The sequence below is a fragment of the Planctopirus sp. SH287 genome (genome assembly GCF_056500625.1).
This window is the reverse complement of the sequence record NZ_CM151403.1, coordinates 2,575,173-2,590,868: the sequence shown is the minus strand read 5'-3', so window position 1 is coordinate 2,590,868 and position 15,696 is coordinate 2,575,173. Positions and strand designations below refer to the sequence as shown.

Annotated in this window: 4 protein-coding genes; 2 read left to right on the top strand and 2 right to left on the bottom strand. The window is 54.0% G+C overall.

Annotated elements, in window-relative coordinates:
• Positions 1-60 precede the first annotated feature (60 nt).
• Together SH287x_RS09660 and SH287x_RS09655 are read right to left on the bottom strand one after the other, a co-directional pair.
• Positions 61-9,348 carry a beta strand repeat-containing protein gene (locus SH287x_RS09660; RefSeq protein WP_479518503.1) on the bottom strand — a complete coding sequence of 3,096 codons (9,288 nt, stop codon included), beginning with the start codon at positions 9,346-9,348 and terminating at the stop codon, positions 61-63.
• Positions 9,349-9,726: 378 nt separating this feature from the next.
• Positions 9,727-10,530: a M90 family metallopeptidase gene (locus SH287x_RS09655; RefSeq protein ID WP_479518501.1), complete on the bottom strand. Its 804-nt coding sequence runs from the start codon at positions 10,528-10,530 to the stop codon at positions 9,727-9,729.
• A gap of 786 nt (positions 10,531-11,316) precedes the next feature.
• Here SH287x_RS09655 and SH287x_RS09650 point away from each other — a divergent pair.
• Both SH287x_RS09650 and SH287x_RS09645 read left to right on the top strand, forming a co-directional pair.
• Positions 11,317-12,645 (top strand): DUF1501 domain-containing protein, encoded by a 1,329-nt coding sequence (locus SH287x_RS09650; RefSeq protein WP_479518500.1) that lies wholly within the window; start codon positions 11,317-11,319, stop codon positions 12,643-12,645.
• A gap of 550 nt (positions 12,646-13,195) precedes the next feature.
• Positions 13,196-15,670 (top strand): PPC domain-containing protein, encoded by a 2,475-nt coding sequence (locus SH287x_RS09645; RefSeq protein WP_479518499.1) that lies wholly within the window; start codon positions 13,196-13,198, stop codon positions 15,668-15,670.
• Positions 15,671-15,696: the final 26 nt, after the last annotated feature.

The following is a 15,696-nucleotide window of genomic DNA, read 5'->3' as shown; positions in this document are numbered from 1 at the left end:
AATAAAAAAAGGCGGGGGCTTGTTACTGGCAAGCCCCCGCCTTTGCGTTTTCTCAGAAGTTTATGGTGTCAATGTTCCCCAGCCGAATGGCAACTCGCCGAAGAGTACCCCCAAAGGAACCTGATCAGCAAAGGTATCTGTGTTGGCGAAACCATTCGTGTTTGAGCCATTCACGCCACTTGTCACACGGAATGTTTCGTCCCCCATACCAGGGTATAGGTAGTTCGCCGAGTTGCCTTGGCTGGCTCCTGCCGAGTTCTGGTAGTTGTTCCCACCCGTTGGGATAAGTCCGCCACGGTCAGCCAGTCGCTGGGCATTTCGACGGCGTGTCGGGCTGGTGAAGGGGCCATCATCTGCGATGGGATTGTTGTTCTGACCTCTTGACTTAAACGTGGGATCAGCATTGTCATAGAAGGCACCGGAACGTGTCACAGACGCCGCAAGCCCCAAGTTTCCATCGAAATGGAGGTCAAGCCGAGCCAACGGATCCGTCTGGTATCCGGTCGGGTTGAACACGGTCACGATATTGGGGGCAGTTCCAGAACTGACCCAGTTCGCTGGAGGTAGAACAGTAGGATCAACCGTGGAGACGTAGGACTGAATCGTCACGTCGCGTCCAGCGTTACCACCACCCAAGCCGTTATCAAATCTATTATCCGTGATTCGGGCAGCCATCCCCCCGCGAATCACATCGCTCACATTATCCACATTCGCCAGGAAGCCTGCGGTCGTGGATTGAGCGGTCGCAAAGTCACCGTCATCAGTGTAGTCCGTCGAGCCATCGCTGGTACCGACGCGAATGACCAGACCTGTGCCGCGGTTGCTGGAGTTGTCCAGATTGTCAGGTGACAGGTAGCTGTCGACACCGTTTTCCTGAATATCAGTGTTATTGATGGCCAAGAACATGCGGGGATCGCTGAGGACGCCACCTCCATCAGACACGTTACGTGAGGTGCTGTCTTGAATCTGGGCATTGTCTGCCGTATTGACAACATAAACACCTTCACGGCGGTTGCGGCGGACATCGGCATTGTCGATGTTGATCGACGATCTGGCTCCATCTCCACGGTTGAGGATGTCGATCCCGCGACCGACGTTGTCCGCAATCAGATTGCGTGTCCCATCGACGGCATTCTCGACGTTAACCGTGAGAGCCTGCCCCGCACTTGAGCGAAGTTCGAGACCATCCGCCCCGTTAAAGCGGATCGTGTTCCCCGTGACATCCACCTGCGCCCCGATGAGTCCGGCACCTTCGATCTGGATACCGTCCTGGGAGTTGTTATTGATGATATTGCGATCGATGACACTCGCCAGATAGCCAGGTGAGGAGATTCGAATTCCGTTGCCGTTCTCATTGGCGACAGTCGCCAACCGTCCGTTCCTCAGGATGGTGTTTCCTTGGATAGACGAGGTTCCTGCCCCAGTGATCAGAATCCCGTTTAGACCGTTATCGTTGATCGTGTTTGGGTTCAGCAGTGTGCCAATTATCAGTCCATTCGGGTAAATCGGGTCATCGCCATGCGCCGCGGAAACCGAGATCCCGTTTCCATCATTGCCTGTGATGGTATTGTCGATCCACTCACCACTGATGTCGCGAAGATCGCTGATATCGAAGACGAGTTCCGTAGCGAGAATCCCGTTGCCGCCGTTGTTGGTAATCTCGTTACGGCGAATATCAGCTGTCATTTGAGCATCAAATTCAGCCGCCAGATGGATCCCGTTGCCGTTGTTATTATCGAAGACGTTATCTTCGATCGTGTAATCGTCTCGGGTGTTACCGCTACGTGCCGTGAGGCTCACACCGTCGGAGTTATCCGTGAAGGAACTGTTGGTGATTGATCCCGATTGGAGGCTGGCGTTGCCTTCACGCAGGATGTTGATTCCGTCACCGGTGTTGCCATCGAAGCTGGCGAGATCCACCGTGAAGTTGTTCACCGCCGAGGAGTTGGTGGCGAAGATTCCGATGCCGTGGCTGGCGTTGTCGTTGAAGTTCAGGTTCGTCGCAGATCCTGGTGGCCCGGATCCGATGATCTGTGCCCCATTCATCGCAATGCTGTTCAACACGGCATTGTCGTTGAGGATGACTCCAAAGCCTTCGCCATTGAACACGTTCCCGGCACCGTTGGTGGTACCTGAAATTGTGGCGTTTCCGAGTTCGACGTTGGCCCGGGCGTTGTCGCGGAGAATCAGGCCGATCCCTGCATCGGTGTTCTGATTGAAGACGTTGGCCACTGAGCCTGTCCCGCCGACGGTCAGATTCACCGTGGGTTGAGCGACCAACAGACCGTTTTCTGCATCGATCAACAGGCCGGCACCACCGTTGTTGGAGATCGTGCTGCCCGCTGTTCCAGTGGCAGGATTGAACGGTGCGGTGTCGCTGGACAGCACAGCCACCGAACTGGTGACATCGCCATCAAGATCAACATTCACACCACCACGTTCGTTAGAAGAGATGTTCGAGTTGATGATGTTGAGATCAACATTCTGTCCTGCCACCGACTGAACCAGATTGATCCCCAGGCCATTGTTGTTGAGGAGAGTCGACTGATTGCCCGTGATGGCACTACCAGTGACATTAACTTCGAGCGAACCTGTGGACGAATCGGGATTAACAATGTTCAACCCGTTGCCGTTAACGGCATTGGTCAGGTTGGATTCGATCACATTCAAACCAGTCGTGATTTCGCTGCCAGCCAGAAGCAGGTTGACACCATGGCTCTGGTTGGTGCTCATCGTGCTGCTTTGAACGTTCAGCGAATCGATGACCGAGCCGTTAGTCACGTTGAAGGTGACACCCGTGCCTCCGACTGCGTTGTTGTTTGAGGCGGTGACCGTATCGAGCGTCACTGGCCCCACAACCGAATTGTTGAGGTTGAACAGGATCCCGCTGCCAGCGACGGTTCCATTGGCTGCCACATCGGTCAGGGTGATGCCGCTGGTTCCTGAAGCATTCAATAGATCCGTGCCGTTGATCACGATGCCTGCACCGTTGGTACTGGAGACCACAGCGCCACTGGTCTGCATCTCGGAAATGGCCACGCCATCTGCTGTCGGTACAGCGACCAGATCTTCGAGTGCCAGATCAACGGGAACCGGCAGCACATCGGCGATGACGCTGTTGTCATCAACGGTGAGAACCGAGTAGACGCCAGTCGTGAGGGTCGGGTCAAGTACTCCCAGTCCAACGCGGGTCATGTCCAGTTGAATGGAGTTGTCGCCGTTGGTCTCCATCGTGGTTGGGCCGGTCAGCTCCACGGAAGCGGTGGCAATATCGGTCAGATTGATATTGATGCCATCGAGCGTGTTGTCACTGATCTCGGAATATCCAGAGACGCTGACACCACCATTCAGCAGATTGTTCATGGTGATGCTGATGCCGTTACCACCATTTCCGTTGATCGTCTGGCCTGTGGCCCCTGCAACGGAGATGATCGACGATTCGACCCCGGTGCCTGTCACTGTGACCGAGACGCCATCGCCGACAGCACCGTTGAAGCTGCCACTGATCTGGGCGACCGAGGTGGTGATGTTAGTGAAATCGACATCGACCTGTGTCCCACTGTTCCCGCTGACAGTGTTGGTGCCTTCCATCAGCAACAGGCCCGTGGTTCCCGCACCGGTTCCAGTGAAGTGGATGCCATCACCGCCAATATTGTTGGTGATCGTTGCGGAGTCGACACGTGCCGTCATCGTGGCACCGTTAGAAACCGCCAGATCCAGGCCACCGCCCGTCGCACCATCAATTGTGGTGTCGGCGAACAGCAGTCTAGCAATCGTATCTACGTCGGTTGCCGTAATGTTGATGGCGTCGGAATTGACCGTTTGACCCGCATCATTGAATTCGCTGCCGTTCAAAGTTCGGAAGTTCAGTTCGACTCCACCAGCAAGAGCAGCGAGAACCGCTTCTGATCCACTGGAGTTGACTGTTGTATTATCCAGACCAATGGTCGCAACCGAACCGGCTCCCGTGATGCCCAGATTCATACCGACGAGACCTGCGTTGTTCAGGTTCGAGTCAGTCAGACCCAGATTCAGGGTCGATGCACCGGAGATATTGGTAAGAACTCCGTTTCCGGCACTGGCTCCACTGACATCAAGGTTTGTCCCAAGCACAGTCAATGTCGAAGCACCCGAAGCCGTCAGATCCAGACCATTACCGCCGGTGGCGCCACTGAAGTTGCCGTTAGTCACGGTGAAGGTGTGGCTGGCCTGGTCGGTGCTGGTCAGAGCGATGGCGTCGGCCCCGCTGCCGGTGCTGGTAACATCCGTCAAAGTGACGGTGGCAATCGAACCGGCACCATCGACATCACCGATGATCGCTCCGTTGGCTGCACTACTGTAATCGCCACGCAGATTGGTCAGGTCAAGCGTACTGCCGCCTGCCACATCGTAGACAATCCCGCGTTGCAGTGAAGCCGAATCCGCCAGCACATCCGTCAGTCCGACGGTCATGCTTGAGCCATTGACCGAAGACAGGTTCACAGCGTCAACTGTCGCACCGGTGATATCGAAATTCGTGATATTCACCGTCATCGTGCTGTCATCAGCACTGGCCAGCAGACCGCTCAGCCCGACACCGTTGATGTCGAGATCGGTTCCTGTGAAGTTCAGCGTCGATGTACCGGAAGCGGTCAGATCAACACCGTTCCCCGCAGCACCTCCAAAGTTACCGTTAGTCACGGTGAAGGTGTGGCTGGCCTGGTCGGTGCTGGTCAGAGCGATGGCGTCGGCCCCGCTGCCGGTGCTGGTAACATCCGTCAAAGTGACGGTGGCAATCGAACCGGCACCATCGACATCACCGATGATCGCTCCATTAGCTGCACTGCTGTAGTTACCACGCAGATTGGTCAGGTCAAGCGTACTGCCGCCTGCCACATCGTAGATAATCCCCCGTTGTAGTGAAGCCGAATCCGCCAGCACATCCGTCAGTCCGACGGTCATGGTAGAGCCATTGACCGAAGACAGGTTCACAGCGTCAACTGTCGCACCGGTGATATCGAAATTCGTGATATTCACCGTCATCGTGCTGTCATCAGCACTGGCTAACAGACCGCTCAATCCGACACCGTTGATGTCGAGGTCGGTTCCTGTGAAGTTCAACGTCGATGTACCGGAAGCGGTCAGATCGACACCATTCCCGGCAGCCCCTCCAAAGTTACCATTAGTCACATTGAAGGTATGGCTGGCCTGGTCGGTGCTGGTCAGAGCGATGGCGTCGGCCCCGCTGCCAGTGCTCGTGACATCTGTCAAAGTGACTGTGGCAATCGAACCGGCACCATCAACATCACCGATGATCGCACCATTAGCTGCACTGCTGTAATCGCCACGCAGATTGGTCAGGTCAAGCGTACTGCCGCCTGCCACATCGTAGACAATCCCGCGTTGAAGCGTCGCAGAATCAGCCAGCACATCCGTCAGATCCACGGTCAGTCCAGAACCATTGGTCGAGACCAGGTTGATGGCATCCGCTGAACCATTGATGAGGTTCAAATCCGTGGCGGTAACGTTGAGGAACGAGGCATCAGCAAGAGCGGTCAGGCCATTACCAGTGTTGTCGCTGAAATCACCGTTGGTGATCACAGCGTTAATTGGTGAAGCCAGCGTGCCCGAGCCATTGAAGTCGAGGAGCAATCCACCGCCAGCCGTACTTCCACTGGAGCCGGAATTCACAAGTTCAATTGCGGCGACTGGTGACGAATTCGTGACGTTGGTGCCCGAGATCACAATGCCTGCACCGTTGGCACTGGAGATCAGCGAACCGGTTCCCTGGAAGCCATCAATCAGGATGCCATTGCCAGCCGGGACGTTGACCAGATCCGAGAGAGGCAGGATAACCGGGGCAGGAAGCCGCGGATCAAGAGCGGTGTCGTTGGGATCCTGTGGACTCACACTGGTATCATCTTGCCGGGCCAGTACTGAGAACGCGGTTCCCGGCGTTGAACCATCCAGCGGGCCGAGGCCGACGTTGTTCAGAGCGATATCAATCGCGTTGTCACCGTTGCCATCCAGCAGTGTGGAGCCGGAGATTGTGTTGGAGAGTTCGATGGCTGCGGTGGTGATGTTGGTCAGTTCAATATGGACGCCGTCGCCACCATTGTTGCTGATGGCATCATAACCACGGACGGCAACCCCACCGGCCTGAAGATCCGACATGACCACATTGATACCATGGCCAGCGTTACCGCTGATCGTATCGCCTGCGGCACCTTCGATGAGCACTACGCCGACACCGGTCGCATTACCAACCATGTTAATGTTCACGCCATCGCCAGCACCTCCATTGAAGGAGCCAGAGAGAGTGACGATGGAGGACGCAACGTCAGTAAAGCCTGCATCGACCGAACCCAGGGTGTTCCCGGTGAAGCTGGAGCCACCTTCGAGGAACAGGGCGGCGGTCGTCCCCGCTCCGGTGCCTGCCATTTGCAGACCGTATTCTCCGTTGTTGTTGCCAACGGAATTGTCAATCCGGGTGGTCATGTAGGCACCGTTGGTCGCTTCAAAGTTGAAGCCGTTACCAGTGTTGCCATTGGCCTGCGAATCGGCGAAGAGTGTTCGGGCAATGCTGTCCGTACCATCGGCAGAGACATTCACGCCGTCGAAGACGCCTGAGAGGCCGTTCCCATCGAACTGACTATTGGCACTCGCACGGAAGTTGAATTCACCGGCGTTAGTGACATTGGCCACCAACCCTTCCTGGCCGTTGTCATTGAACTGCGAATTGATTGCCCCAAACGTGGCAACCGAGTCCGTTCCATCAACACCGACATTCAAGCCCGCCCCTGTTTCGGAGCCAGTCAGGAACGAATCCTGAATCACACCGTTGAAAGTGCCGCCGCTAGTGGCAGAAACCAGCATTGCGTTATTGTTGGAACCATCGACGGATGTGTCTTCGAGAACCAGATACAGGGAAGAAGCAGCCCCCGTTGTGCTGGCATTGACGCCGTTACCACCTGCGTTATTGAACGTTCCCGACAGAATTTCTACGTTCTGCGCGCCACCCGCGGTGGATGTGAGAACAACCGCATCGGCGATGGCATCGTTGCCGAACACGGTATCTAGAGAAACATTCGCAACCGAACCAGCCCCCGTCGCAGTACCCGAGATGGCACTAACGAGTTGGTCATTAAACGATGTTCGCAATCCTTGCAGATTGAGCGTACTGCCGGAAGCGACATTGTAGACCAGGCCATTGGCCTGATTGTTGGAACCGCCATCGCCAATGACATCCGTCAAATCGATATCGAGAACAGAACCGTTGGTCAGTGCCAGGTTGACGGCGTTCTGACCGTTGTTGGCGAGGTTCACGTTCGTCAGGAGCACGGTGCCGGTGGCATCATCCAGTACGGCATTCAAACCATTGGCATTGGCCCCGCCGAACTGTGAGTTGGTGAGTACAGCACTAACGTTGGCGCCATCCGTGGAATTGATGTTGATGCCGCCCCCCGTCCCATTCACGGTGGTGCCAGTCGCAGCAACATTAGAACCGGTTCCTGTGGCCACCAGGCTCAGAGCATCGCGGCCATTTCCTGAAAGATCAGCGTTGCTCAACAAAATTGGTGTGACACTGGTGCCCAGAATGCCGCCATTGCTGGCTTCAAGCCGCAAACCATCCAGAAAGTTGCCCGACGCAAGCAGTGGCGTGGTGGAAGTCAACGTGCCAGTCGCATTGTTGACTGACATAACCAGGCCAGAACCTTCTGTGCTTCCGGTGAAGGCGTTGGCACCTGTGGTATTCGTCAGAGCGACATTGAGATCTGCCCCCGAAGCCCCGCTGATATTCAAGTTATCAAGCTGGTTACCGGTGCTGCGTAGCCCGTCGATGGGGAGAATGAGATCTGCATCAGCAGCAATACGCACGCCATACCCACCGTTGCCGGTCGAAGTGATATTGCGCAATAGGCCCGTGCCATCGACGTTCGACAGGTAGATGCCGCCAGCCGTGGCCGAGTCTGCCGTGTTGTTGTTGGTGAGATTCAGGTTTTGCAGCAGGAAGTTTGTGGAACCGCCAGGTGTATTGGTGATGCCACTGCCCAAGGCGTTCTGAATGTTGAAGGCTGAAACTTCGTTGTTGTTGGCCAGCGTGACCACACTGCCGCCCGAACTGGTAAGTGTGGGGTATCGGCTGGGGTCATTGAAATCAAATTCGGGCAGGGTAAACGTCTGCGTGGGAATCGTCTGTCCCGCGTAATTCGCGTAGCCTTCAATTTGATGGATCTGACCTTCGCCCAACAATCGCTGGAAGTCGGTGAGTGTGATGGAATTATTGTAAGGCGTGGTGACGCTGTTTCCCTGACGAACAAGAATCAGGTCGGCTTGCGGAGAGTTGGCCGGCAACTGGGTGAATGGATCTTCGTAAGTTCCAGTACCTGCTCCACCGTTGGGATTGGAGCTATCCACCCAGGTGATGAAATAGGCATCGTCATCACGAGGATTGATGACGGGAACGCCGACCCGTTGATTGTAGGTCGTTGTCGAAACACGCCAATTTCTCTGGACAGAAGTCAGCATGCGGTCTTGCGTATTCATCTGGGGGAACCAGACGCTCGGCACAAAACCCGAGAACCGCCATTCGACATAGGCATTCACGTTAGTTTTGAATGTGGTGTCGTGGGTCGCAATGACACCAGCGGTCAAGTCGCTGGCGATTTGTGCGTCCAGGCGCCCGCGAACACCGGAGATGTTTCCGTCTTTCCCGTCATAGAAGTAGGCACCACCGTAAGCCCTCAGCCAGGATGTCGAACTGAGAACAGGGACACCCAGTTCAAAATCAGCTCCACGGAGTGACTGCTCAGTCAGCAGTAATCCTGTAAAATTCAGCTGATTGGCAGAATAAAAGAGGTCACTGGTAATCCCGCTGGGGCCGACGACGGACTCGCTTTGTCCCGTGGGAATATAGGCGTTTGCTCGAATATCGAGATTGGTTCCCAATGATTCAAAACCAAAACCCAACTGATTGTAGGTGTTGTCAAATGAGGATCGGTCGAAGTCGTAATAGACGTTCGCACCCCAGATGCGGTCGCGGCCTGCGTCATACACACGGCCGACCAAACCGAGGTTCAGGCCGATTTTGCTGGTGTCGGTGATGATCAAGCGGGCCTGGGGAGCGAGCAGGAATTGCCCGTCATTCACCAGCGGCGTGAATGCACCCAACTGGGTGTATCCATGTTTGTATCCCACACCGCTGTTCGATTGGTTGCGAACATCGAAGTAGGTTCCGTTGAGCATGCCGCCGCCACTGAAATCCTGCATGGTGGCAACGCCGAGTTCATCATCGACGGATTGCGCCACAGCGGGAACGGCCATCGCCAACAGAACTGCTGATGCCAGGCTGGGTTTTGTGAGAGGCATTGAACGATCTCTCCAGTTTCTTGATGCGCGGAATCTGCCAATCAAGCAGTCCGTGGCTCTCATGCTGCGGAATTCAACATTGACCAGTGGTCTGTGCATCTGCCCAAAATTATGAGCAGGCCAAGGCCTCGCCCACACGCTCCGCACAGACACACCGTCGTGTTATCACGATTTTTCGGCCTGTAACGATTCTGATCTTGAATGACGTCGTACCTTCTGTACGGATTTTTCCGCTTCTGACGATTCATCCAGAGAGAGCATTGGCAAAGATGACAGGTCGAAATGCGGCGCGAGCGGCAATTTCAGCCACTCAGGCGATGCCGCTGGTTGAAAGCTGCTTGAAAACAGTCGCCAGTCTTTAATTAGAAAGTGGGATGTTTAGTGATCAAATCGCTGAGCGGCAAATTCCTGATGAATGGGCCAGGACTCGGCATAGTGAGTTGTCCCATAGAAACCTGCCAGAAGTTCTGTCAGAAGCGGGTGCCAGGCAAAAAGTGTTTGAGGCGACTGGAAAAAGAGTTCGCTGGTAACTGCCAGGAATTCCGCGATATTGGTGGCCCCGTAGGGATTGATCACATCGCTTTGGCCTCGCTGAAGACGCTGAACAAAACGATCGTATTCGCGGGGAAACTCGCTGAGCCATTTTTTTGCGAAATCTGTCGATTCCAGCACGGGAATTCCGTCAGCGTCGCCATTGGCCATATCAAGGACGTGTGTAAATTCATGCACCACCACGTTTTGCCCTGGGGTTTCTCCGGAGAGCTGCCTCTGGATCTCTTCCCAAGCCAGAATGATAGGCCCTCGCTTCCAGGCTTCTCCCAGCCTTACGGAAGGTTCTTCAACGATAATACTGCCATAAGTTGATTTGGCCTGGGCAATGTAAGCCGTGGGATAGACCAGAATCGACTGGACAGCATCAAAAGGCGAAGAGGGGAATCCCAGGCCAAGGCGGCAAGCTTCAATGGCGATGACCCACTGAATTTCTTCCGTGATTGTTAAGCCCGAAATCCCTTCCCAGCTTTTTTCATGAACAAAATTCAAGGCGTCATGGGCCAATCGTTCACGAGCGTGAGGTTGCAACCAACTACTCAGTTCCGGGCGGGTCATCAGTGAGTGAGCGATTGCCGGGAGCGGTTGACTTGCGCGTTTCTTGCGTTGCCGATTTCGCCACCAGTTCCACATGTTGCTATTCGCCGCTTAAGAGATCCGCGCACTGCTTAATATGTCGTGGGAGTGTTTGTTTCCCTCGACAACGAGCGAGTACAACGTCCCGCCGAGACTATGACAAGCAAACCCTGAAGCCTCTTGTGAATTTGCGAGATTGTGCGTTTTGGACTCACTGAGTTGGTGAGATCACTCACTTCCCAGGTTCCAGCGATAAAGGCGAACGGGAGAAATCGTTTTCACCCACAACTCCACTTATCCCTATTGGCTAATCGAGTCTTAATTGCTGTCTGCACGCAAAAGCAACGCGAAGTCCTACGTGTGAAAAAACATGACGGGATTGGCAAATGCCATAAAAAAACGGGAATGTCGTCCAAGGGATCTTGAGTCACCTCGTTTTTCGGGGAGCGGTAGGGCCATTGGGAGCTTTTTTATGCGATCTGCCAGGTTCATGTGTCGTAACATGCTTAACAGTATGGTGATAATGCGTTTCTTGCTGCTCTGCAAAAATCGCAAATAAGAAAAATGGTTCGCAGATCAATTTTTTTGGTGATGTTTTTCGGCAGAATTTGGAATTGCCACTTTTTTTTACGAAACCTCGTGGGAGCTTCTGCCAAGAACTAACGCACTGGTGTATGTTGATGGAAGAGAACGTGTGTGACAGTTGGTGATCATTTCATTCGAGTCATTGGATTTCATTGACGAGTGGCATGAGATCGTGACCTGTCATCTGTGTTTGACTTCCGACCTGCCCAAATAACACACCCCGCCCTCCGCACTCCCCCTACCGATTGGAGACGTATCATGGCGAAGAATTCATCTAACTGCTCACCGGCTCATTTTCAGAGTCTCAGCCGCCGTGGTTTCCTTTCCGTTGGGATGCTGGCTGGTACATCTCTCACGCTGCCAGGCCTTCTGCAGCAACAGGCAATGGCTGATCTCAAGGATTACAAAACCTTCCAGGGAACGGCGAAGTCGATCATTCACATTTTCCTTCCTGGTGGGATTGCCCAGCAGGAATCATTCGATCCCAAGCCGCACGCGCCCATCGAATATCGCGGCGAAATGAAACAGGTTCAGACAAAGATTCCGGGTGTTCTTTTCGGCGAAACATTAACGAAGACGGCTGAAGTCGCTGACAAACTTTGTGTTATCCGCAGCATGACGCACGGCGAAGCGGCGCATGAGCGCGGTACTCACAATATGTTTACCGGGTATCGCCCCAGCCCCGCTTTGCAGTTTCCGTCCATTGGCTCGGTGATCAGCCATGAGTTTGGGCCACGCAACAACCTGCCACCTTATGTTTGCGTGCCGAATGTCCCGAATGAATTTGCAGGAAGTGGCTACCTGAGCAGCGCCTTTGCCCCTTTTGCGCTGGGTTCCGATCCCGCAAGCAATGGCTTCAAGGTGCGTGATTTGAACTTGCCTGGCGGTGTGGATGAATCTCGCTTTGCTTCAAGACGCCGGATGCTCGATTCGGTTAATCATCACTTTGCCCAGCGGGAAAAGTCCGATGAACTGACGGCGATGAACACGTTCTATGATCGAGCTTACAGCCTGATCAGTTCTTCGCAGGCCCGCGAGGCGTTTGATATTGAGAAAGAAACACCAGAACTGCGTGATCAGTACGGCCGAAACACCGCTGGTGCCCGCATGCTGCTGGCCCGACGACTGGTGGAATCAGGCGTTCGGCTGGTCAATTTGAGTTACGGCGGCTGGGATCATCACAGCAATATCATTCAGGGCTTCAAAGGTCAGATGCCTCAGTTTGATCAGGCCTTTTCCATGCTGATCAAAGATCTGGATCAGCGTGGTATGCTGGCTGAAACGCTTGTGATGGTCTCTTCTGAGTTTGGTCGCACTCCCAAAATCAATGGAACTGCAGGCCGGGATCACTATCCAAAGGTCTTCAGCATGGTGCTGGCCGGCGGAGGGATCAAGCAGGGTCATGTTTATGGTTCCTCGAATGCGATTGCTTCGGAACCTGAAGACAATCCCTTGGGAATCGAAGACCTCTTTACAACGGTTTATAATTGCCTTGGTGTGGTCGCAGATAAAGAACTGATGGCTCCTGGTGATCGGCCCATCGAGATCGTTGATGGCGGTCAAATCGTGAAAGAGTTGCTGGCGTAGTCGCTGGCACGTTGTTCGTGTTGCTTGCTGATTATTGTCTGCGAATTCAGAAACAGATCATTGGGATTGACAGTATTCCGATATGAGGCTGATGAGTTTTCAGGCAATGATAAAGATGGTTTTGTTAGCAAGCGGCGTTTTAATAATGCTAAAAGGCTTTGCTGGAGAGTCTTACAAGGTCAGAGCGAAGCCTTTTGAAGGTCGATGGTCGAGGCGGAGTACTCGATGAGAAACGCGACATAACAGCCGCAAGAAGGGACTCTGCGGTTGGGTGCCAATTAACGATGACCTTTGCAAAGTGAATTTTCCGAGTTCAAAGCCCGCGACCGATCCAGGCTCTTGTTGTCTCGGCGCGACATCACGATCAGAAGCCTCGATGGGGTGGTTCACTCTGCAATTGGCAATTGGAATCGGCTCCGAATAACCGGCTAGAAATAATTTTGGCAGTGGCCTCATGAGATCTCTGCCAAACTAGAAAAGCACTCCCCACATTACTCCCGCCAGCTTTCGTCGAAAGCCAGTCCCAGGATGGCTTCAAGGACACCCACTGATGCAACGCACCTGGCTACTTGCCTACCGTTTTTGTTGGACGTTGTTAATTGTCGTTGACTTATCCGCTCTGGCGGAAGCCGCTGACCCACAAATCCGTAACGTCTTGCCTCGTGGAGGCCAGCGCGGAGCGGAAGTCGAACTCTCATTCAACGGAGACCGACTGGGCGATGCTGTTGAGGTGATTTTCTATGAGCCAGGGCTGGAAGTCATCGATTTTAAAGTTGAAAACGACAAGCTTGTCAAAGCAAAAATCAAGCTTGCTTCAGATCAGACACCGGGGATCAGGCATCTCCGTTTACGCACGAAAACCGGCTTAACTTCCGTTGAGAATTTTGCGGTTTCAGCGCTGCCGATCGTCAATGAGGTCGAGCCTAATAACGAATTCATCAAGCCTCAGGTCATTTCTAATAATGTGACCATTAATGGTGTGGTAACGAATGAGGATGTCGACTATTTCGTCGTTGAAGCCAAAGCGGGCGAACGTCTCACAGCGGAGGTTCTCGGGATTCGGCTGGGCGACTCGATGTTCGATCCTTATGTGGCGATTTTGAATGCGAACCGTTTTGAATTAGCAGGAAGCGATGACACCGCTTTCGCTTCACAAGATGGTGTGGCATCGATCATTGCCCCCACTGATGGCAAGTACATCATCATGATTCGCGAGTCGAGCTACGGTGGTAGTGGCGAGAGTTTTTATCAATTGCACATCGGCAGCTACCCCCGGCCTGTCGCGATCGTGCCGGCTGGTGGAAAGCCAGGGAGCCAGGTGACGGTCACTTATCATGGTGACATCAAAGGCCCGATCACACGAGATGTGACATTGCCCACGCTGGACGCTCTTCCGTCCTCGTCACCGCTCAATTTTACGTTGGCTGCGATTGATGACATGGGCGTCTCTCCGACCGGGAACCCTTTCCGATTGAGTGATCTGGAAAATGTCATCGAAAATGAACCAAACGACTCGATGGAGCAGGCTCCGCTTGTCATATTACCAGCTGCTCTCAATGGATTGTTGGGAACAGAGCGGGATCTGGATCTCTTCGCTTTTGAAGCGAAAAAAGGAGAAAGCTATGACTTTGTGGTTCATGGTCGACGCCTGAGATCCGAGATTGATTCAGTGCTACAGATCTGGAATGCCAAGGGGGGCGTGGTCGTCAATGGGGACGACTCACCGGGAACACCTGACAGTCAGGTTCGCTTCAATTGTCCTGATGATGGCAAATACTTTGTCATGATTCGGGATCACCTCTATCGTGGTGGCCCCGGTTTTCACTACCGCATCGAAGCCACTCGTGTTGCCCCGCAGTTGACATTCACGATCAACGAGTTTGTCCAGTTCCGTGAGGATGTGCTTGAACTGTCAGCGGGGGGGCGCTTGCCTTTCCTGGTAACAACTACACGTCGCGATATCGGCGGGATTGTGGAATTTCTGGGGGAAAACCTCCCCACGGGAGTCACCATTGAAGCCCCGCCGCTGGATCCCGGACAAGGCGTGGCGCAGGTCGTGCTTGTGGCCGCTCCTGATGCTCCACTGGGGACTCGCATGTCCCAGATCGTTGGAAAAATCGTTGACCCAAAACAGCCTCAGCTCGATGTGTCTCAACGCGTCCGACAGGATGCCATTATGGTTCGCGGGCAGAACAATCGCCCGTTTTATGATGAACCGTTGCCCGCATTGGGCATAACGGTGGTGGAACCTGTCCCTTGTTCTATCGAGATTGTGCAGCCCAAGGTGCCACTCATTAAAAATGGCCCGATGAAGCTCAAGGTGGTTGCCAAGCGGGAAGGGGATTTCAAAGGCCCGATCAAGATTGAATTGCTCCAGAATCCGCCGGGTGTCAACTCCAGTCGAAATTCGGTGATTGCGGAAGGTCAGAACGAAGGTTTCATCGATATCAATGCGGCTGGCAATGCGCCAGTTGGTGAATGGAAGATTTGTGCGCGATCATCAGTCGATGTCGGCGGGAGTCGGCTTTCGGGATCGCCCTTCATCACGCTGAAGGTGGTGGAACCTTACGTGAAGCTGGAGTTCGCCAAGTCCGCTGTTGATCAGGGGGCTGAGGTAGATTACCCCGTCAAGATTGAGCAACTGACACCGTTTGAGGGAACCGCCAAGGTGACCTTGATGGGTCTTCCTCACCAGACAACGGCTGAGCCTCTGGAACTGACCAAAGAGACTCAGGAACTGGTGTTCAAGATTAAGGCTGGTGCAGAATCACCGGTGAGTAAAAACAAAAATATCTTCTGTAACATCATCATCATGCAGGATGGTGAGGAAGTGGTGCATAATCTGGGTGGGGGTGAATTGCGGATTGATAAGCCATTGCCTCCCAAAACGACACCGGCCCCTGATGCGGCCAAGCCTGCCGTGGCAGAAGCGAGCAAGCCACCAACGACGAAACCACTGAGTCGGCTGGAACAACTCCGGCTCGAACAGCAGCAAAAACTTGAAGCCTCCAAAGGCAATCCTTAATCCAACAGGTCGACGAGTTCCGGGGC

What these genes read in the sequence shown, in the direction of transcription:
- SH287x_RS09660 (WP_479518503.1), bottom strand. Translation starts at nt 9,348, where the DNA reads ATGCCTCTCACAAAACCCAGCCTGGCATCAGCAGTTCTGTTGGCGATG.
- SH287x_RS09655 (WP_479518501.1), bottom strand. Translation starts at nt 10,530, where the DNA reads ATGTGGAACTGGTGGCGAAATCGGCAACGCAAGAAACGCGCAAGTCAA.
- SH287x_RS09650 (WP_479518500.1), top strand. Translation starts at nt 11,317, where the DNA reads ATGGCGAAGAATTCATCTAACTGCTCACCGGCTCATTTTCAGAGTCTC.
- SH287x_RS09645 (WP_479518499.1), top strand. Translation starts at nt 13,196, where the DNA reads ATGCAACGCACCTGGCTACTTGCCTACCGTTTTTGTTGGACGTTGTTA.